This is a genomic window from Methylobacterium sp. 285MFTsu5.1, from assembly GCF_000383455.1.
GTDB lineage: Bacteria > Pseudomonadota > Alphaproteobacteria > Rhizobiales > Beijerinckiaceae > Methylobacterium.
The window spans coordinates 478,341-496,493 of sequence record NZ_KB911271.1; the positions used below are offsets into that span (position 1 = coordinate 478,341).

At 70.5% G+C, this 18,153-nt stretch carries 19 protein-coding genes; 11 read left to right on the top strand and 8 right to left on the bottom strand.

All coding sequences use genetic code 11. The annotated features are described in order from the left end of the window. Positions 1–170 precede the first annotated feature (170 nt). The 5 genes from H288_RS0106530 (at position 171) to gatB (ending at position 4,278) form a co-directional block, all read left to right on the top strand. Positions 171–311: a hypothetical protein gene (locus H288_RS0106530; protein ID WP_012317484.1), complete on the top strand. Its 141-nt coding sequence runs from the start codon at positions 171–173 to the stop codon at positions 309–311. A 169-nt stretch (positions 312–480) separates the two neighbouring features. Continuing rightward, positions 481–768, top strand: a complete 288-nt coding sequence (gene gatC / locus H288_RS0106535) for an Asp-tRNA(Asn)/Glu-tRNA(Gln) amidotransferase subunit GatC (protein WP_020091789.1) — start codon at positions 481–483, stop codon at positions 766–768. A gap of 78 nt (positions 769–846) precedes the next feature. Continuing rightward, positions 847–2,325, top strand: coding sequence for an Asp-tRNA(Asn)/Glu-tRNA(Gln) amidotransferase subunit GatA (gatA, locus tag H288_RS0106540; protein WP_020091790.1), 1,479 nt, complete (start codon positions 847–849; stop codon positions 2,323–2,325). After that, positions 2,322–2,621, top strand: coding sequence for a hypothetical protein (locus tag H288_RS0106545; protein WP_020091791.1), 300 nt, complete (start codon positions 2,322–2,324; stop codon positions 2,619–2,621). Before gatA ends, H288_RS0106545 begins: the two co-directional genes overlap by 4 nt. A 184-nt stretch (positions 2,622–2,805) precedes the next feature. After that, complete coding sequence (gene gatB, locus H288_RS0106550) at positions 2,806–4,278, top strand: Asp-tRNA(Asn)/Glu-tRNA(Gln) amidotransferase subunit GatB (RefSeq protein ID WP_020091792.1); 1,473 nt, start codon at positions 2,806–2,808, stop codon at positions 4,276–4,278. A 592-nt stretch (positions 4,279–4,870) separates the two neighbouring features. Here gatB and H288_RS0106555 read toward each other — a convergent pair. The 5 genes from H288_RS0106555 to H288_RS0106575 all read right to left on the bottom strand — a co-directional run bounded on the left by H288_RS0106555 (position 4,871) and on the right by H288_RS0106575 (position 9,172). Further along, a complete protein-coding gene (locus H288_RS0106555) occupies positions 4,871–5,353 on the bottom strand; it encodes a DUF3280 domain-containing protein (RefSeq protein ID WP_020091793.1) in 483 nt (160 codons plus the stop codon). A 71-nt stretch (positions 5,354–5,424) separates the two neighbouring features. Continuing rightward, positions 5,425–6,480, bottom strand: a complete 1,056-nt coding sequence (locus H288_RS0106560) for an HlyD family secretion protein (RefSeq protein WP_020091794.1) — start codon at positions 6,478–6,480, stop codon at positions 5,425–5,427. Next, complete coding sequence (locus H288_RS0106565) at positions 6,480–6,674, bottom strand: DUF1656 domain-containing protein (protein WP_020091795.1); 195 nt, start codon at positions 6,672–6,674, stop codon at positions 6,480–6,482. Before H288_RS0106565 ends, H288_RS0106560 begins: the two co-directional genes overlap by 1 nt. Positions 6,675–6,697: 23 nt before the next feature. Beyond that, the gene (locus tag H288_RS0106570; protein ID WP_020091796.1) at positions 6,698–8,737 is read right to left on the bottom strand and encodes an FUSC family protein; all 2,040 of its coding nucleotides are present in this window, start codon (positions 8,735–8,737) and stop codon (positions 6,698–6,700) included. Positions 8,738–8,863: 126 nt separating this feature from the next. Beyond that, a complete protein-coding gene (locus H288_RS0106575) occupies positions 8,864–9,172 on the bottom strand; it encodes a hypothetical protein (RefSeq protein ID WP_020091797.1) in 309 nt (102 codons plus the stop codon). Between the two features lie 240 nt (positions 9,173–9,412). Between H288_RS0106575 and H288_RS0106580 the strand changes: the two genes are divergently transcribed. After that, positions 9,413–10,048: a glutathione S-transferase N-terminal domain-containing protein gene (locus tag H288_RS0106580; protein WP_026604736.1), complete on the top strand. Its 636-nt coding sequence runs from the start codon at positions 9,413–9,415 to the stop codon at positions 10,046–10,048. A gap of 6 nt (positions 10,049–10,054) precedes the next feature. Here the strand turns inward: H288_RS0106580 and H288_RS0106585 are convergent, their stop codons facing one another. Next, on the bottom strand, positions 10,055–10,519 hold the full coding sequence (locus H288_RS0106585; RefSeq protein WP_020091800.1) for a DUF2147 domain-containing protein: 465 nt from the start codon (positions 10,517–10,519) through the stop codon (positions 10,055–10,057). Between the two features lie 268 nt (positions 10,520–10,787). On the opposite strand from H288_RS0106585, the gene ndk reads away from it, so the two are divergent. Both ndk and H288_RS0106595 read left to right on the top strand, forming a co-directional pair. Next, the gene (gene ndk / locus H288_RS0106590; RefSeq protein WP_012317495.1) at positions 10,788–11,210 is read left to right on the top strand and encodes a nucleoside-diphosphate kinase; all 423 of its coding nucleotides are present in this window, start codon (positions 10,788–10,790) and stop codon (positions 11,208–11,210) included. Positions 11,211–11,383: 173 nt separating this feature from the next. Continuing rightward, positions 11,384–11,749 (top strand): hypothetical protein, encoded by a 366-nt coding sequence (locus H288_RS0106595; RefSeq protein ID WP_020091801.1) that lies wholly within the window; start codon positions 11,384–11,386, stop codon positions 11,747–11,749. A 141-nt stretch (positions 11,750–11,890) separates the two neighbouring features. On the opposite strand, the gene purN is transcribed toward H288_RS0106595, so the two are convergent. Both purN and purM read right to left on the bottom strand, forming a co-directional pair. Further along, positions 11,891–12,541, bottom strand: a complete 651-nt coding sequence (gene purN / locus H288_RS0106600; RefSeq protein WP_020091802.1) for a phosphoribosylglycinamide formyltransferase — start codon at positions 12,539–12,541, stop codon at positions 11,891–11,893. Continuing rightward, positions 12,541–13,620, bottom strand: coding sequence for a phosphoribosylformylglycinamidine cyclo-ligase (gene purM, locus H288_RS0106605; RefSeq protein ID WP_020091803.1), 1,080 nt, complete (start codon positions 13,618–13,620; stop codon positions 12,541–12,543). Before purM ends, purN begins: the two co-directional genes overlap by 1 nt. Before the next feature lie 143 nt (positions 13,621–13,763). Here purM and H288_RS0106610 point away from each other — a divergent pair, with 143 nt between their 5' ends. The 3 genes from H288_RS0106610 to H288_RS0106620 all read left to right on the top strand — a co-directional run bounded on the left by H288_RS0106610 (position 13,764) and on the right by H288_RS0106620 (position 18,098). Continuing rightward, positions 13,764–14,888, top strand: coding sequence for an AI-2E family transporter (locus H288_RS0106610; protein WP_026604737.1), 1,125 nt, complete (start codon positions 13,764–13,766; stop codon positions 14,886–14,888). 13 nt (positions 14,889–14,901) lie between these two features. Beyond that, positions 14,902–15,612: a DnaA/Hda family protein gene (locus tag H288_RS0106615; RefSeq protein ID WP_020091805.1), complete on the top strand. Its 711-nt coding sequence runs from the start codon at positions 14,902–14,904 to the stop codon at positions 15,610–15,612. 98 nt (positions 15,613–15,710) lie between these two features. Continuing rightward, positions 15,711–18,098 carry an RNA degradosome polyphosphate kinase gene (locus tag H288_RS0106620; protein WP_020091806.1) on the top strand — a complete coding sequence of 796 codons (2,388 nt, stop codon included), beginning with the start codon at positions 15,711–15,713 and terminating at the stop codon, positions 18,096–18,098. Positions 18,099–18,153: the final 55 nt, after the last annotated feature.

Consider the following 18,153-nt stretch of genomic DNA (forward strand, 5'->3'; position numbering starts at 1 on the left):
CTACCGCTCCACCGTCCACAGACTTCGGTTCCTCCGCAGATCGCCCCCGGTGCGCGCGGAGCCGTTCGCGTCTAGGTAGGTTAATGTTCCGTTAAACCACGCTGCAGGGGTCCGCCTTGTCGACGAACGGCCAGCTCTCCTCTTCCGCTCCGTCCGGCCGCCGGCGGGCGATGCCGCGCAAGCACCGCTGGATGCTGCTCCTCGCCTTCGAGGTGCTGGTCGCGGGCTTCACCCAAGCCATGATCCAGCCGGTCCGGCAACCGGGAATCACGATCGAGATGTCGGTGACGCCCCACCACGTCGTGACCTGATCCGCCCGTCGCCCGCCCGCGCCGAGCGCGCGGTCAGCCGGGTCCAGCGCGGCCGGCCGCCCTGCGGGCGGCGCGGCATAGCCCACCCGCGTTGCGGCGCGTCGAGCGCCGATGCTATAGCGCGACCGACTTCGGGAGAGCGCTCCCGGGCAGGGACGAACGGGACGGCATGTCGGTCGACGAGAAGACGGTTCGGCGCATCGCGCATCTGGCGCGGATCGCGGTCACCGACGACGAAGTCGGGCCCCTGCAGGGCGAGCTGAACGCCATCCTGTCCTTCGTCGAGCAGCTCGGCACGGTCGACGTCGCGGGCGTCGAGCCGATGACCTCGGTGACGCCGATGGCGATGAAGAAGCGCGAGGACGTCGTCACGGAGGGCGGCCGCGCCGCCGACGTCGTCGCCAACGCACCCGAGACCGAGGACAATTACTTCCTGGTCCCGAAGGTGGTCGAGTAGGCCGAGGACGGCCCAAACCTTGCGGACCGGATTTCTGGCGGGCAGGCGCGCGGCGGCGCGCGCGGGGACGTGAACAGCGTGGATCCGAACGAACTTACCCTGGCCGAAGCGCGCGACGCCCTGAAGGCGAAGCGGATCTCGGCCCGCGAGCTGACCCAGGCCCATCTGGACGCCATGGCCAAGGCCCGCGTCCTGAACGCGTATATCCGGGAGACCCCGGACCGCGCCCTGGCGATGGCCGAGGCCTCGGACCAGAAGATCGCGTCCGGCGAGGCGCGGCCGCTCGAGGGCATTCCCCTCGGCATCAAGGACCTGTTCTGCACGCACGGCGTGACGACTACGGCGGGCTCCAAGATCCTCGAGACCTTCGAGCCGCACTACGAATCGGCCGTGTCGGCCAATCTGTGGCGCGACGGCGCCGTGATGCTCGGCAAGCTGAACCTCGACGAGTTCGCCATGGGCTCGTCGAACGAGACCAGCGCCTACGGCAACGTGGTCTCGCCCTGGCGGCGCGCCGGATCGGACGCGCCGATCGTGCCCGGCGGCTCGTCGGGCGGCTCCGCCGCGGCGGTCGCCGCGCGCCTCTGCCTCGGCGCCACCGCGACCGATACCGGCGGCTCCATCCGGCAGCCCGCCGCCTTCACCGGCACAGTCGGGATCAAGCCGACCTACGGGCGCTGCTCGCGCTGGGGGACGGTGGCCTTCGCCTCCTCCCTCGACCAGGCTGGCCCGATCGCCCGGACGGTGCGCGATTGCGCCATCCTGCTCGGCTCCATGGCGGGCGCCGACGCCCGGGACACGACCTGCGCCGACCTCGCGGTGCCCGATTTCGAGGCCGCCGTGTCGCGCGGCGTGAAGGGCCTGACCATCGGCATCCCGAAGGAGTACCGGGTCGACGGGATGCCCGCGGAGATCCAGAAGCTCTGGGACGAGGGCGCGGCGTGGCTCAAGGCCGCCGGCGCGACGATCCGGGAGATCTCGCTGCCGCACACCGCCTACGCGCTGCCGGCCTACTACATCGTGGCCCCGGCCGAGGCCTCCTCGAACCTCGCCCGCTACGACGGCGTCCGCTACGGCCTGCGCGTGCCCGGCAAGGACATCGCCGGGATGTACGAGAACACCCGCGCCGCCGGCTTCGGCCGCGAGGTGAAGCGCCGGATCATGATCGGCACCTACGTGCTCTCGGCCGGATACTACGATGCCTACTACGTCCGCGCGCAGAAGATCCGCACGCTGATCAAGCGCGACTTCGAGGCCGCCTACGCGGCCGGGGTCGACGCGATCCTGACGCCGGCGACGCCGTCGGCCGCCTTCGGCATCGGCGAGAAGGCCTCGGCCGACCCGGTGGAGATGTACCTCAACGACGTGTTCACCGTGACGGTGAACATGGCCGGGCTACCGGGCATCGCGGTGCCGGCGGGGCTCGACGGCCAGGGCCTCCCGCTGGGCCTCCAGCTCATCGGCCGGCCCTTCGACGAGGAGACGCTGTTCGCGGTCGCCCAGGTGATCGAGGACGCGGCCGGTCGCACCGTCCTGCCCGAGCCGTGGTGGTCATGACCGTCCCGTACTATCCCTGGACGGTCTGGATCTGGGCCGCGTTCGATCCGGCGCTGATCGTGGTGGCGGTCTATCTCGGCTGGACCGCCAGCCAGTTCGGCAAGGTCTTCATCGCGGCGATCGCGGCGCTGGGCTTCTCGGTGTTGTTCTCCTACGCGGTCAGCGCGGCCGGCATCCCGTGGCCGGCGCCGATTACCCGCGACGGCCCGACCTTCTTCCCGGTCCGCGCCGTCGCGGCCCTGCTCTGGGCCGTCGTGGGTTACGGCGCCCGGCAGGCGGTCGGACGCCGCGCTTGACCCTGCGGGCAGGGGCCTCCTAGAAAATCACTCGCTCGACGCATGCGGCGCCTCCGCCGTCTCTGTGAGCGCAGCGAAGCGATCCGGCGGTGCAACGCCTGGAAGCCTCGCGCTTCCCTGGATCGCTTCGCTGCGCTCGCGAAGACGGCGACGCCTCGAACGCCAGCCGCCTTTCGGACCGACCATGAACGCACCCGTCGACCCCAAGAAGCTGATCAAGGGAGGCCTCCACGACTGGGAGGTGATCGTCGGCATGGAGATCCACGCCCAGGTGTCCAGCCGAGCGAAGCTGTTCTCCGGCGCCTCGACGGAGTTCGGGGCCGAGCCGAACGACCACGTCTCGCTGGTCGACGCCGCGATGCCCGGGATGCTGCCGGTGATCAACGCCGAGTGCGTCGCCCAGGCGGTGCGCACCGGCCTCGGCCTGAAGGCCAAGATCAACCTACGCTCCGTGTTTGACCGGAAGAACTACTTCTATCCGGACCTGCCGCAGGGCTACCAGATCTCGCAGTACAAGGACCCGATCGTCGGCGAGGGCGAGGTCCTGGTGGATCTGGCCGACGGCGCCTCGATCACCGTGGGCATCGAGCGCCTGCACCTCGAGCAGGATGCGGGCAAGTCGCTGCACGACCAGGATCCGACCCGGAGCTTCGTCGACCTCAACCGGTCGGGCGTGGCGCTGATGGAGATCGTCTCCCGACCCGACCTGCGCTCGTCCGAGGAGGCGAAGGCCTACGTGACCAAGCTGCGCACGATCCTGCGCTACCTCGGCACCTGCGACGGCGACATGGAGAAGGGCTCGCTCCGCGCCGACGTGAACGTCTCGGTGCGCCGCCCCGGCGAGCCGCTCGGCACGCGCTGCGAGATCAAGAACGTCAACTCGATCCGCTTCATCGGGCAGGCGATCGAGACCGAGGCGCGGCGCCAGATCGCCATCCTCGAGGACGGTGGCAAGATCGACCAGGAGACGCGCCTGTTCGACCCGACCAAGGGCGAGACGCGCTCGATGCGCTCGAAGGAAGAGGCGCACGACTACCGCTACTTCCCCGATCCGGACCTGCTGCCGCTGGAATTCGACCAGGCCTACGTCGACGCCCTGGCCGAGGGGCTGCCGGAGCTGCCGGACGCCAAGAAGGCGCGGTTCGTCACGGCGTTCGGCCTCTCGCCCTACGATGCCGGCGTGCTGGTCGCCGAGCGCGCCTCTGCGGACTACTACGAGGCGGTGGCGAAGGGCCGGGACGGCAAGGCCGCGGCCAACTGGGTGATCAACGAGCTGTTCGGGCGCCTCAACAAGGAGGGTCTGTCCATCGACGCGACCCCGGTCTCGGCGGACCAGCTCGGCGCGATCATCGACCTGATCGGCGAGGGCGTCATCTCCGGCAAGATCGCCAAGGACCTGTTCGAGATCGTCTGGACCGAGGGCGGCGACCCGCGCGCCGTCGTCGAGAGCCGCGGCATGAAGCAGGTGACCGACACGGGCGCCATCGAGGCGGCGGTGGACCAGATCATCGCGGCGAATCCCGACAAGGTCGCCCAGGCCAAGGAGAAGCCGACCCTGCTCGGCTGGTTCGTCGGTCAGACCATGAAGGCCACCGGCGGCAAGGCGAACCCCGCGGCGGTGAACGCGCTGCTCAAGGCGAAGCTCGGGATCGAGTGAGCGTTCCGCGGCGAGCGGCCAGTCCGCGCCCGGCCTTAGGATGAGTGCCGGGATCGGCTGGCCGTCGCTTCGACGTCGCCGGCCAGTCCCATGCTCGCCAAAGCCACGACGAGATCCCGCCGCGGCGATGCCGGGCAGGTGGGCCACGAACAGATCCTCGAAGAGAAACCGCGGCGGAACGGCTCGAAGTGGGGCCTTTCGCGCATTCGAAGGCGTGCCATGTGTGGCCGCTTCTGCGCCCCTGGAGCCGCGTCCGTCCGGCTGTTCGTGTTGCGCCGCTGGGTCTTGGGCCGAACCTGTCCCTGAACCGTCTAGGCGGCATTCCGCTGCGGTGGAGTCATCCCTGTCTCCTCCAGCTTCCGACGACCGACACCGCTGCGAAACCTGATCGCGTCAAGATTTCATGCCGGTCCGCGCCCGCTCTCGCTAAGCACAGATGGAGACTGCGCCCGTCCTCCAAGTCGGTCAATAGCTATTTTCTCGGCAAAAGGCTTTTTCGATCCGCTTGCCTCCGCCGCCGCACCGCAGCGCGTGCGAGCTCAATCACTTGGATCGATCCCGTGGCGCTGCGAAATATTGATTGGCCCGCAAGCTACTTGCCGGCGCCCATATTGTTCTCGACCAGAAAGCGGATGCCGCGGTCGAAGGACTCATCCGTGTCGCCGCGCAGGTCGACGCTGTAGGCCTTCTCGGGCGCGTCGCCGGTGAGGGACTTCACGTAGACGTTGAGGTTGAGGATCAGGTTCGAGACTTTCTGCACCTCGCCGGTGATCGCGATATCCGCGCCGAGCTTGCGGGCGAAGTCATCCGCGCAGCCATTGCAGCGGCGCAGGTCGGCACTTCTGGTGACCTCGTCCCGCACCGGCTCGGTCGAGACCACGACGAACAGGCCCTTCTTCTGGAGGAGGTCGCGCAGTTCGGCGCTGACCCGCTTCAGCCGCGCGGTGTCGGCGGCGTCACCCGGCACCGGCGATAGGTTCGAGAACTGGAAATCGAATACCGCGGCCCGCGGGGGCGCGGCCGCGGCCGGTCCCGCGGCCAGCAGGACGGTGGCGAGTGCGAGCAGTCGGTTCATCGTGATCTCCGGCGCGGATGCGTCTCCGGGAAACCGCGCCCCCGCCAACCAGGTCGCGTCCGCGCGGCGATTCAGCGCCGGTCGGCCTCCCGGGTGGGGCTGGCCGCCGGCTTTGCCAGGCCGGAGACGCGGTCGCGCAGGTCCATGAACCAGCTCGGTGCCGGGCCGCGGCCGCCGTTGACGAACACCGTCGCGGTCATGCCGGCGATGAGCGGGACGCCCGCCGGGACGTGGTCGATGCGGATGCGGACCGGCACCCGCTGGGCGAGGCGCACCCAGGTGTAGACGGGGTTGACGTCCGGCAGCCCCTGCGTGCTGGCGGCGGCGTTCGCCGTGGAGATGCCGAGCGTGATGCTGTGGACCGTGCCGGTCAGGTGCGGATCGAAGCCCATCAGCTTCACGTCGGCGGGGTCGCCGACGCGGATGTTGGACATCTTGGTCTCCTCGAAATAGCCGTCGATCCAGAAGGAGTCTGTGTCGACCACGTTGATGTTCGAGGTGCCGGTCCGGGCGTAGTCGCCGACCCGCATCAGCAGGTTGGTCACCCGTCCGTTGACGGTCGACCTCACCTGGGTGCGCTCCAGATTCACCTTGGCCTGCCGCAGCTGCGCCTGCGCGCTCTCCAGCGACGCCTCGGCGATCTTCGCGGCGCCTGCGAATCGCTGCTTCTCCTCGATCGAGGTCGACACGGTCGAGAGCGCTTGGCGCCGGGCCGACTCGGCGTTCTTCACCTGCAGGTCGGCTTCGCGATTCTTGACCTCGGCATCCGCCGAGGTGACGGCGACCTCGAAATCGACCGGGTCGATGACGTAGAGGACGTCGCCCTTGCGGACGTTCTGGTTGTCCTGGACCCGGACCTCGACGATCTGACCCGCGACCTGCGGGGCGATGTTGGCGACCTGGACCCGGACCGTGCCGTCGCGCGTCCAGGGCGCCGCCACGTAGAACTCCCACACGAAGGCTCCCGCCAGGATCGCCGCGAGCAGGATCACGCCGGTGGCCGCGAGGCGGAACACTTTGGCGGCCCGGCCCCGGCGCGGCACTGCGGGCAGGGGGTCGCTCCGCCCGGGCGCGCCGTCGCGGGCGGCGGACTTCGGATCGTCCTCGTCGGCGGTCGTGTCGGGCATCAGATGAACGCGATCAGGAGGGCGAGGACACAGACGTAGAGGCCGGCTTCGGCGAGCGGGGCGTTGGCGACGTAGCGGCTGAAGCGGATGCGGGCGAAGACGAGGCGAAGGACGACCAGGATCACGAACGCGGCGAGCGCGTAAGCGACGAAGGCCGTGACCAGCACCCCGCCGACATGGATGTCCTCGTGCATGGTTACCCCGGAAGAAGCGGCAATCAGAATAGCGCGATGTCGAGGCGTTGGAGGAATCGCCTGTGGCGGGCGATGGTCCGCGACGCGGTGACGAGGTCGCTGGCGGCACGGGCCGTCGTGAGCCGCACCGCCCGGTCCTGGCTGGAGGCGGCGCGGATCAGGTCGCGCGCCGCCATCTCGAGCCCGCGATCGTCGCCTGCCGCGAGGGCGTCCCGCGCCCGCGGGATCGCGCCGCGCAGGGCTTTGACCGACCAGAGGCGGCGCAGTTCCGCGTGGGCCCGGGCGGCGGCGGCCTCCAGGCGGGCGAGGGCGAAGGCGTGGTGCAGGTTCGCTTGCCGCACCGCCGCGCTCCCCGAGCTGTAGGCGGCGAACTGGAACAGCCGGTCGGCATTCAGGCTCGTGCGGGTGGTGGCGTCGCCGCCCTGGCCGACGAGGGCGTCGGCGAGCGCCCGCCGCGCCGAACCGAGGGCGAAGACCCGCTGCTGGGCCGGCGAGATCGGCAGGATGAGGCGGACGATGATCGACAGGATCACGGCCGCCACGACGACGAGGAACGCGTTCAGCAGAAAGCTCAGGGCGTCGTAGGTCTGCGGGTTCGAGGGCCCCAGCAGGACGGGGAAGAACACGATCAGGATGAAGCCGACCCCGAAGGTCTTCGGGTTCAGCGAGAGGAAGCAGCCCAGGAAGATCACCGGCGCCATCACGAGCGCCAGCATCGGGAAGCCCTGGACACCGTTGAGGAGCGCGAACCGGGCGATGCCCGCCAGGGCGGCGGCCAGCGTCATGCCGACGACGACGCCGTTCGCGAACTTCTTCGGGTCCGGCGTCATCGACGACAGGGCCGCGGTGGCGGCCACCTGGACCAGTGCGAACGAGGCCTGGGGCAGGCCGAGCGCCGCGAAGGTGGCGGCGGTGACCGCGAAACTCAGGGCCACCCGCAGGGCGCCGCGGAGGGCGACCGGGAAATCGCGGTGCGTCGGCAGTTCGGCGTCGCGCAGAGGCCTGTGGCCGTCGGCGACGGCGCGGATGCCGTCCTGCGCGAAGGTCGCGGCGCAGACGAAGTCGAGGGCGCGCTGGAGCACAACGACCTCATCGAGGGGACGGGTCCCGTCGCGGATAGCCGCGTCGACCAAGTCGCGCAGGCGCTCGTCGTCTCGGTCGAGGGCGTCGGGATCGGGCGCGTCGGCCACCCGCCGGCAGATCGCCATCGCCTCCGCGACGGCCGGGCTCGGATCGCGCAGGGACGCGGCCGCGGCCCCGAGGCCGCGGATCGACGCCGCCATCACGTAGAGCGCGGCGATGCAGCTGCGCGCGCCGGCCGCGCGGTACCGGCCGTCGTCCAGCTCGCCCGCGATGGCGCTGGCATCGGCCCGCATCGGCGCGATGGCGCGGATCAGCGCGGCGGTGCGCGGGGCGCCGAGATCCCCCGACGCCAGAGTCTCGCGGGCGTAGCCGCGCGTCTGGTCCCAGGCCGCGCGCAGCTGCGGCAGCAGCGCCCGCCACGTGCTCGGCGAGGCGAGGGCGTCGTTGATGAAGGTGATCACGACGATGCCGAGCACGATCGCGGCGACGCGGGACACGGCGGCGTCGAAGGTCCCCTGCGGATCGTCGATCTGGCCGAGCGCGATGATCGCCACAGTGTAGCCGGACAGCATCGCGCCGTAGGCCCGCGTGTCCTGCAGAAACTGGGCGACGAAGACGCAGAGGCCGAGCCAGACGGTGAAGCTGAGGAGCAGCAGCACCCGGTCCTGGCCGAAGAGCGCCATGAAGACGAGCGCCACCGCCGCGCCGACGAGCGTGCCGAGCAGGCGGTAGACCGCCTTCGAGATCGCCTGCCCCCGCTTGGGCTGGGCGAGGATCGCCACGCAGGTGGCGGCGGACGAGGCGCTGTCGAGCTGGAGCCAGAATGCGGCGGCCAGCGCCAGCATCATGGCGATCCAGATCCGCAGCGCGAAGGCCCAGGCGGCCGGCTTCGGCACCCAGGCATCGAGGAACGCCAGGACGCGGTCGCCGAGCGGTTCGGGGCGGCGATCTGCGACGGAGCCGGCGGGGGCCTCAGCCATGCCGGACCCCGCGCGGCGCGCTGTCCACCGCCCGACCGGACGGAGAAGGGTCCGTCATCGCCTCGTGCCTCCTGCCAACCCGCCGCGGATGTTCGAACGAACGGAACGCCCCGCGGTTCTAGCCGATCAGGCCTTGTCGCCACCTTTCAGGCGCTTGTTGCACTTGCTCCAGTACTGCGGCCATTTCGGTCCCTGCGCCGCCTTCTGCGCGTCGGTCAGGGCGCGCCACTCGGTGCCGCAGGTCTTCTGGCGATCGCGGGCGGCGGACTGGCCCGCGCTCGGCGCCCTGGCGGCCGGCGCCTCGGCGGCGGGCGGCGCCTTCGTGGGTGCTTCCTTAGCGGGTGATTCCTTGGCAGGTGGCTCCTTGGCGAGAGCCGGGCAGGCGGCGAGCAGCGGCGCGGACAGGACCGCGATCCTGACGAGACGATCGATCATCGGATGTTCCCCCTCGGGCGCCGTTCCGGCGCCCGAGCCGCAATCTCGCCGCTCTCCTGCGGCGCCGGCAAGCCCGGCCGCGCCGCCGCCGCCAGCCCCGGCGCAGCTTCGCCGTGCGACCGCGTCTACGGGCGCGGTGCCCTTGAGCGCGGCCGGGAAATCGTCTTCACTGCCGGGGCAATTCGGAAACGGCGGAGGACCACCGCGCCGCCGACGATCGGGTCCAGGAGCAGGCAGAGCATGGCAGCGGTGTCCGGGCGGCCGATCGACGTCCACACATGGAGTACGCCGAACGGCTGGAAGATCCCGATCATGCTGGAGGAGTGCGGGCTCCCCTATCGCATCGTTCCCGTGGACATCGCGAAGAACGAGCAGTTCGCGCCCGACTTCCTGGCGATCTCGCCCAACAACAAGATCCCGGCCATCGTCGATCCGGACGGTCCGGGCGGACTGCCGATCTCGGTCTTCGAATCAGGCGCGATCCTGCAGTATCTCGGCCGGAAGACCGGGCAGTTCTACCCGACCGACGAGCGCGCCCGCGTGGCGGTCGACGAATGGCTGTTCTGGCAGGTGGCGGGCTTCGGGCCGATGCTCGGGCAGACGCACCACTTCAAGATCTATGCGCCCGAGAAGCTGCCTTACGCGATCGACCGATTCACCGCCGAGGCCAAGCGCCTCTACGGCGTGCTGGAGCGGCGCCTCGAGGGGCGCGCCTTCCTGGCCGAGGACTACTCCGTCGCCGACATCGCGACGTTCACTTGGGCGAAGCTCAACTTCAAGCAGGGTGTCGACATCGACACCCTCCCGAACGTCGCCCGGTGGCTCGAGAGCATCCTGGCGAGGCCGGCAGTGCAGCGCGGCCTCGCGGCGATCTGACGAAGCTCAGTTCTTGTTGGCGGCCTGCTGGTTCACGTCCGGCACGCGCGTCCAGGTCTGCGACCCGCACAGGATCTTGAGCATGCAGCCCGACACGTTGAGCTCGGCCTCGCTCTCCCGCTCGAGGCTGACCGTGTAGATCTTGCCTTCCTCGATATTGTAGAGCTCGCCGGTGAACTTCGCGTCGTCCGGCTTCAGACCTTCGATCAGCTGGAGACCGATTACCGGACGGGCGCGCTTCTTCGGGTCGGGATTCTTGAGGTCGGTGCGCGGGGCGCCGTTGTCGAAGGTCGGCGTCTTGAGCCAGACGACCTTGCCGCAGACCAGCTTCTGGCCGGGGCCGCAGCGGTCGATCCGGATCTTGGCGCGGCCGTCGCCGGTGAGCCAGGTGCCGGACGGGTCCTTGCCCGTGTCGGCGGAGGCGGCGGTGAGGCCGGCGAGAAGCAGGCTGGCGCTGAGAGCGAGTCGCATGGTTCGTCTCCGGGATTGGGGCGCCGCGGGCGCCCGAGGGGTGTACGAAGTCGGTTGGTGCGCGACTGAGCCGCCGCAATCGGGCGATTCTTCGGCGGTGTTGCGGCAGAGCCACGGCCGCGCTTGCCCCGCCAGGGCGCGCCGGGCCGCTTGAGGCACCGGGGGGCGCCCGCTATAAGCCCGGCGCCGAAGCGAAATTCTCGCTGCCGCGGCGTGTCCGGATCGCCGGCGCGCCGCAGATCTTTTCCACAGACAGACCGGACGCACCATGGCCACCGAGCGCACCTTCTCGATCCTGAAGCCCGACGCGACGCGGCGGAACCTGACCGGCGCGGTCAACGCCGTCATCGAGGAGGCCGGCCTGCGCATCGTCGGCCAGCGCCGCATCCGCATGACCAAGGAGCAGGCCGAGAAGTTCTACGAGGTGCACAAGGAGCGCCCGTTCTTCGGCGAGCTCGTGACCTTCATGACCTCCGGCCCGGTGGTGGTTCAGGTCCTCGAGGGCGAGAACGCCGTCGCCAAGTACCGTGAGGTGATGGGTGCCACGAACCCGGCCCAGGCCGCCGAGGGCACGATCCGCAAGAAGTTCGCCGAGTCCGTCGGCGAGAACACCGTCCACGGCTCCGACAGCGCCGAGAACGCCAAGCTCGAGATCGCGCAGTTCTTCAAGGATTCCGACATCGCCGCCTGAGGCGAGGCGGCGCGCGGTGGCGGGTTGGGCACACCGACCCGCCATTCGCGCGCCCCGTACCCGGCGGCGCCGGGAATGCCGCCCTGTGTGACCGGGTCGTCCTTGACGGGACGGAGCCCGGGAGCGTCCAACGGCCGAGCTTAGCCAATCTCAGCCCCCGGACGACCCCGACCATGACGATGCGCCGCCTGCCCCTGCTGATCGCGACCGGCCTGTTCGCCCTCGGCGCGACCGCCGCCCTCGCGGGCGGATCCTCGGCCCCGTTCCAGCAGTACGAGCCGGACCCCGCTCTCAAGACCGCCAGCAAGACCAACCTCGAGGGCCGCGTGCGCCACGCCTGCACGGTGGTCCAGGCCCGCATGACCAGCGCCAGCGAGGCCTCCCTGGAGCGTCCCTGCGGCTGCTACGCGCGGCAGACGCTGCGCAGCCTCGACGCCTCCGAGATCGAGGCCTACCGGACCACCGGCTACTTCAACGACACCGCCCGCGCTAAGGCGCTCTCGGCCCTGGACAGCTGCAAGCTCCAGCGCCCGGTCTGAGCGCCCAGAGCTTCGAAGGCCTCCGGGTCCGCGCACCGTCTTCGTCGGCGGAGCAGCCCCGGGGGCGGAACATGGCGAGCGTGGCGCGGCCGGATCGCGGCGCCCCGCTCGCGCGGACGGAAACGCCCGTGCTACCGCCGCCTAGAGGCTGAACAGAGCGCCGTCCGGCGCCCTCTCGTCGATCACGACGCGATCGCCGTCCAGACGGGCGCGGCCGCCCGCCACCAGGGCGAGCACCGCGGGGTAGAGCCGCCGCTCCTGCACGATCACGCGGTCGGCGAGGCTGTCGGGATCGTCGTCCTGGCGGACCGGGACCGCAACCTGGGCGACGATCGGTCCGGCGTCGAGTTCCGGCACCACGAAGTGGACCGTGCAGCCGTGAAGGCGCACGCCCGCGTCCAGCGCCTGCCGGTGCGTGTGGGTGCCCTTGAACAGGGGCAGGAGCGACGGGTGGATGTTGAGCATCCGGCCGGCCCAGGACGCAACGAAGTCGGTCGTCAGGATCCGCATGAAGCCCGCGAGGCAGACGAGGTCGACCTCGGCCGCCCGCAGCGCCGCGTCGAGGGCGGCGTCGAAACCGGCCCGGTCGGCGAAGGCCCGGTGATCGATGGCCTGCGTCGGGATGCCGGCCTCGGCCGCTTGGGCGAGGCCGGCGGCCTCCGGGCGGTTCGACAGGACCAGCACGATCTCGGCCGGGAAGGCGGGATCCTTCGCGGCTTCCAGCAGCGCCAGCATGTTCGAGCCGCGCCCCGAGATGAGGATCGCGACGCGGGTCTTGCGGGCGGACGCCATCACAGGGCGAGGCGGCCGCTGAAGGTCACCGGCTCGGGGCCGCGCGCCGTGATCCGTCCGAGGCGGACCGGGGTCTCGCCGGCCCGGGTCAGGGCCTCGTCGACGTCGTCGACCGCGTCGGCGGCGGCGATCACCACCATGCCGATCCCGCAGTTGAAGGTCCGCAGCATCTCGGCCTCGGCGACGCCGCCCTCGCGGGCGAGCCAGCCGAAGACCGGCGGCGGGGTCACGGCATCGAGGTCGACGGCGATGCCGACTTCGTCCGGCAGGACCCGGGGGAGGTTGTCGGGGAAGCCGCCGCCCGTGATGTGGGCGAGCGCCCGGATCCCGTCGGTGGCGCCCAGCGCCGCGAGCAGCGGCTTCACGTAGATCCGGGTCGGCTCCAGCAGCGCCTCGCCGAGGCTGCGGCCCGGGGCGAACGGGGCCGGCGCGTCCCAGCCGAGACCCGTCTTCGCGACGATCCGGCGGACCAGCGAGAAGCCGTTGGAATGGACGCCGGAGGAGGGCAGGCCGAGCACGACGTCTCCGGGCCGGATGCCAAGCCGCGGCAGAAGCGCGCCGCGCTCGGCGGCGCCGACCGAGAAGCCCGCGAGGTCGTAGTCGGACCCGTCGTAGAGGCCCGGCATCTCGGCGGTCTCGCCGCCGATCAGCGCGCAGCCGGCCTGCCGGCAGCCCTCGGCGATGCCGCGCACGATGTCGGCGCCGACGCCGGGGACCAGCTTGCCGGTCGCGTAGTAGTCGAGGAAGAACAGCGGCTCGGCGCCCTGGACGATGATGTCGTTCACGCACATCGCCACGAGGTCGATGCCGATCGTGTCGTGGCGTCCGGTCTCGATGGCGATCTTGACCTTGGTGCCGACGCCGTCGTTGGCGGCGACCAGGATCGGGTCGCGGAAGCCCGCGGCCTTCAGGTCGAACAGGCCGCCGAACCCGCCGATCTCGGCGTCGGCGCCCGGGCGCCGGGTCGAGCGCACCAGCGGCTTGATCGTCTCGACCATGGCGTTGCCGGCATCGATATCGACGCCCGCCGCCGCGTAGGTCAGCCCCGTCTTCGGCTCGTTGCCGTCCTTGGCCGTCATGCCCGCGCCACCTCGCTGAATACTGGCCCCGCTCTAGCGGCTTCCCGCGCGCCGCGCGAGTCGTGCCGGCGGCGCCTTGATCGGCGCGCTCCGCATACCCACTCTGCCCGCTGGCGTGGTGTGCTGCTGGGGGGAGCGTCATCGTGCGCGCACGGGCTGTGATCGGGCTGGCCGCTGTCGTGGCCCTGGGATTGATCGTCTACCTCCTGCGGGAGGTGATGCTGCCGTTCGTGGCCGGCATCACGCTGGCCTACCTCCTCGACCCCCTGGCAGACCGGCTGGAGCGGCTCGGCCTCGGGCGTCTGGCGGCCAGCCTGCTGATCCTGGCGCTGTTCGTCGTCGTCCTCGTCGTGACGCTGCTGATCCTGATCCCGCTCACGGCCAACCAGGTCGTGGCGCTCGTCAACGCGCTGCCCGGAATGGTGTCGCGGCTCCAGGCGATCATCGCCGAGCGGTCCGGGACCCTGCTCGAGCGCGTCGGCGGCGCGAACGTCCTTAACGAGCTGCAATCCTCCGTGGGGACGCTCGCCACCCAGGCCGGCACGTGGCTCCTGGCCTTCCTGAAATCGCTCTGGTCGGGCAGCCAAGCGCTGATCTCGATCGCCTCCCTGCTGGTCGTGACGCCGGTCGTCGCCTTCTACATCCTCGTCGACTGGGACCGGATGGTCGCCGCCATCGACGGCTGGGTGCCGCCCCGGCATCGGGCGACGGTGCGCGAGCTGGCGCGTCAGATCGACGGGGCGGTCACCGGCTACGTCCGCGGCCAGACCCTGGTCTGCCTCATCCTGGGCAGCTTCTACGCCGTCGGCCTGTGGCTGGTCGGCCTCAACTTCGGCGTGCTGATCGGCCTGATCGCCGGGTTCCTGACCTTCATCCCCTACGTCGGCACGCTCACCGGCTTCATGCTCTCCGTGGGCGTCGCGCTCGTCCAGTTCTGGCCCTCCGGAGACTGGCTGCATCTCGGCCTGACCGTCGCCGTCTTCCTCGTCGGCCAGTTCCTGGAGGGCAACGTCATCTCGCCGAAGCTCGTCGGCGATTCCACGGGGCTGCACCCGGTCTGGCTAATGTTCGCCCTGCTCGCCTTCGGGACGCTGTTCGGCTTCGTCGGGCTGCTGCTCGCCGTCCCGATCGCGGCCTCGATCGGCGTGCTGGTCCGCTTCGCCCTGGCCCGCTACCTGGAGAGCCGCCTCTACCACGCCGGGCAGCCGATCCTGATCGAGCACGAGGGCAAGGACGCTTCGGCCTTGACCTCCGCGGGCGCGGGATGATCCTGAGCGGCCTATGCGCGAGAACGCCCCACCCCGGCAGCTGGCCTTCGACCTGCCGCTCGACCCCCGCTACGGGCGCGAGGATTTCCTCGTCGGACCGGCCAACGAGGCCGCCTACGCGCTGATCGAGGCGTGGCCGGACTGGCCCGACAGCGTCTTGGTCCTCACCGGCCCCTCCGGCAGCGGCAAGAGCCACCTCGCGGCGATCTGGGCCGAGCGGGCCCACGCCTGGACCCTCCCGGCCGCCGAGCTGGGTGCCGACGCGGTCCAGCACCTCGTCTCCAACGGGGCGCTGGTCGTGGAGGACATCGACCGGGCGGAGCGGCGCGACGAGGCGGCGCTGTTCCACCTGCTCAACCGCGCCCGCGAGCGAGGCTGCCCGGTTCTGCTGACCAGCGCCACGGGTATCGACGCCCTCGGCCTCACGACGCCTGATCTGCGCTCGCGGCTTCGCCTCGCGCCGCGCATCGCCATCGAGGCGCCGGACGACGCGCTCCTGCGTGCCGTCCTGGTCAAGCTGTTCGTGGACCGGCAGCTGGTGGTCGATCTCGGCGTCATCGAGGCGCTGGCCCTGCGGATCGACCGGTCGCTGGGCCGAGCCCGCGACGTCGTCGCCGAGCTCGACCGCGACGCCCTCGGGCGCGGCCGCCGCATCAGCCGGCCGCTCGCGCTGGCCGTCCTGCGCCGCATGGGGCTGGAGGACGAGCCGGACCCGAACGCCTGAAGGAGGAATACAGTGGCCGTCACGAAACTGTCGTGAAGGCCGCCGGTCTAGGGTGATACACGCTCCGCCGCCGCGAGGAGCAGAGACAGGGATCCGGGATGGAATCGACGCAGAAGCCCGTGGACCGCGACGCCGCCGATGAGGCGCCCGAGCCCCGTCGGCGCGCGACGGCCAATCCGGCGACGCGGCGGGCGGTCGCGCCCAAGCGCCTGCAGGCCGATCCGGTCGCGGAGGCGGCGGCTCCGGCGGAAGCCATTCCGGACGCCAACGACGAGTGGCCGGCCTCGGCGGCCGCGACTCCCGCGGAGCCGCCGGTCGGCGCGGCTCGCGAGCCGGTGGTGGAAGCCGGGCGAACCCTGCGCCACTCACCGGAGCGGTACGTGAATCGCGAGCTGTCCTGGCTGCAGTTCAACCGGCGGGTGCTGGAAGAGGCGTCGAACCCCAACCACCCGCTCCTGGAGCGCCTCCGCTTCCTGTCGATCTCGGCCAACAACCTCGACGAATTCTTCATGGTCCGCGTCGCCGGCCTCATCGATCAGGTCCGGGCGGGGATCACGGTCCCGTCGCAGGACGGCCTGTCGCCGTCCGAGCAACTCGTCCGGATCGGCACCGAGGTGTCGCGCCTCGCCGCCGACCAGCAGGCCCGCTGGCGGGAATTGCGCACAGAGCTGCACACGAGCGACATCGACATCGTCGAGCCCGCGGCCCTCACGGCCGAGCAGGCGGCGTGGCTGGAGGAGTACTTCCTCAACCACGTCTTCCCGGTCCTGACGCCGCTGGCGATCGATCCGGCCCACCCGTTCCCGTTCATCCCGAATCTCGGCACCACCATCGCGCTGATGCTGGTGCGGCCGAAGGACGGCCGGCTGCTGCGCGCGCTGATCCGGCTGCCTGGCGTCATCGACCGCTTCGTGCGCCTGCCGGTGAGCGACAGCGAGACTTCCGCCCGTCTTATCACCATCGAGCAGGTGATCGGGATGTTCACCGGGCGGCTCTTCCCGGGCTACCTCGTCAAGGGCAGCGGCGCGTTCCGCGTGGTCCGCGATTCCGACCTGGAGATCGAGGAGGAGGCGGAGGACCTCGTCCTGCATTTCGAGACGGCGCTGAAGCAGCGGCGGCGCGGCGTCGTGATTCGTCTCGAGGTCGAGGCGGGCATGTCGGAGGATCTGCGCAGCTTCGTCGCCGACGAACTGGAGATCGCCGCGGACGCGATCTTCCTCGTGGAGGGCATGCTGGCCCTGAATGAGCTGTCCCAGGTCGTCGGCATCGACAGGCCCGACCTGAAGTTCAAGCCCTACAATCCCCGCTTCCCGGAGCGCATCCGGGAGAGCGGCGGCGACGTGTTCGCGGCGATCCGGCAGAAGGACTTCATCGTCCACCACCCCTACGAATCCTTCGATTCGGTGGTGCAGTTCCTCGCGCAGGCCGCCCGTGACCCGAACGTGGTCGCGATCAAGCAGACTCTCTACCGGACCTCGTCCAACTCGCCGATCGTGGCGGCCCTCGCCGAGGCCGCGGAACTCGGCAAGTCCGTCACCGCCCTCGTGGAGCTGAAGGCGCGCTTCGACGAGGAGGCCAACATCCGCTGGGCGCGCAACCTCGAGAAGGCCGGCGCGCAGGTGGTGTTCGGCTTCGTCGAGCTGAAGACGCACGCCAAGCTGTCGCTGGTGGTCCGGCGCGAGGGCGACAAGCTCGTCACCTACTGCCACGTCGGCACCGGCAACTACCACCCGATCACCGCGCGCATCTACACGGACCTGTCGTTCTTCACGGCCGATCCCGCGATCGCGCGCGACGTGTCGCGGATCTTCAATTTCATCACCGGCTACGCCGAGCCGGCCGAGCTGGAGCGCATGGCGGTCTCGCCGCTGACCGCCAAGAACAAGCTCCTCGAGCACATCGAGGCCGAGGTCGCGCACGCGAAGGCCGGGCGCCCGGCCGCCATCTGGATCAAGTGCAACTCCCTGGTCGACAGCCAGATCATCGACGCGCTCTACGACGCCTCGGCGGCCGGGGTTCAGATCGACTGCGTGGTCCGCGGCATCTGCTGCCTGCGCCCGGGCATCCCCGGGCTGTCGGAGACGATCCGGGTGAAGTCGATCGTCGGGCGCTTCCTGGAGCACGGGCGAATCTACGCCTTCGGCAACGGCGTCGGGCTGCCGCACCCCAAGGCAACGGTCTACATCTCCTCCGCCGACCTGATGAGCCGGAATCTCGATCGCCGAGTCGAGGCGCTGCTGCCGATCACGAATCCGACGGTGCATCAGCAGGTGCTCGACCAGATCATGCTGGCCAACCTTCTCGACAATCGTCAGAGCTGGCGGCTCCTGGCCTCGGGCGGCTGCGAGCGGATCCAGCCCGCCGAGGGCGAGGAGCCCTTCAACGCACACAAGTATTTCATGACCAATCCCAGCCTCTCGGGGCGCGGCAAGGCCTCGAAGAAGTCGAGCCCGCGGGCGCTGAGCCGCCGCGCCCAACGCAGCTGAGTTTCGCTGCGCGGCGTCGCTGGGCTAAACCTCCCGCACGGCGCGCCGGCGGCGC

What these genes read in the sequence shown, in the direction of transcription:
- H288_RS0106530 (WP_012317484.1), top strand. Translation starts at nt 171, where the DNA reads ATGCCGCGCAAGCACCGCTGGATGCTGCTCCTCGCCTTCGAGGTGCTG.
- gatC (WP_020091789.1), top strand. Translation starts at nt 481, where the DNA reads ATGTCGGTCGACGAGAAGACGGTTCGGCGCATCGCGCATCTGGCGCGG.
- H288_RS0106545 (WP_020091791.1), top strand. Translation starts at nt 2,322, where the DNA reads ATGACCGTCCCGTACTATCCCTGGACGGTCTGGATCTGGGCCGCGTTC.
- gatB (WP_020091792.1), top strand. Translation starts at nt 2,806, where the DNA reads ATGAACGCACCCGTCGACCCCAAGAAGCTGATCAAGGGAGGCCTCCAC.
- H288_RS0106555 (WP_020091793.1), bottom strand. Translation starts at nt 5,353, where the DNA reads ATGAACCGACTGCTCGCACTCGCCACCGTCCTGCTGGCCGCGGGACCG.
- H288_RS0106560 (WP_020091794.1), bottom strand. Translation starts at nt 6,480, where the DNA reads ATGCCCGACACGACCGCCGACGAGGACGATCCGAAGTCCGCCGCCCGC.
- H288_RS0106565 (WP_020091795.1), bottom strand. Translation starts at nt 6,674, where the DNA reads ATGCACGAGGACATCCATGTCGGCGGGGTGCTGGTCACGGCCTTCGTC.
- H288_RS0106570 (WP_020091796.1), bottom strand. Translation starts at nt 8,737, where the DNA reads ATGGCTGAGGCCCCCGCCGGCTCCGTCGCAGATCGCCGCCCCGAACCG.
- H288_RS0106575 (WP_020091797.1), bottom strand. Translation starts at nt 9,172, where the DNA reads ATGATCGATCGTCTCGTCAGGATCGCGGTCCTGTCCGCGCCGCTGCTC.
- H288_RS0106580 (WP_026604736.1), top strand. Translation starts at nt 9,413, where the DNA reads ATGGCAGCGGTGTCCGGGCGGCCGATCGACGTCCACACATGGAGTACG.
- H288_RS0106585 (WP_020091800.1), bottom strand. Translation starts at nt 10,519, where the DNA reads ATGCGACTCGCTCTCAGCGCCAGCCTGCTTCTCGCCGGCCTCACCGCC.
- ndk (WP_012317495.1), top strand. Translation starts at nt 10,788, where the DNA reads ATGGCCACCGAGCGCACCTTCTCGATCCTGAAGCCCGACGCGACGCGG.
- H288_RS0106595 (WP_020091801.1), top strand. Translation starts at nt 11,384, where the DNA reads ATGACGATGCGCCGCCTGCCCCTGCTGATCGCGACCGGCCTGTTCGCC.
- purN (WP_020091802.1), bottom strand. Translation starts at nt 12,541, where the DNA reads ATGGCGTCCGCCCGCAAGACCCGCGTCGCGATCCTCATCTCGGGGCGC.
- purM (WP_020091803.1), bottom strand. Translation starts at nt 13,620, where the DNA reads ATGACGGCCAAGGACGGCAACGAGCCGAAGACGGGGCTGACCTACGCG.
- H288_RS0106615 (WP_020091805.1), top strand. Translation starts at nt 14,902, where the DNA reads ATGCGCGAGAACGCCCCACCCCGGCAGCTGGCCTTCGACCTGCCGCTC.
- H288_RS0106620 (WP_020091806.1), top strand. Translation starts at nt 15,711, where the DNA reads ATGGAATCGACGCAGAAGCCCGTGGACCGCGACGCCGCCGATGAGGCG.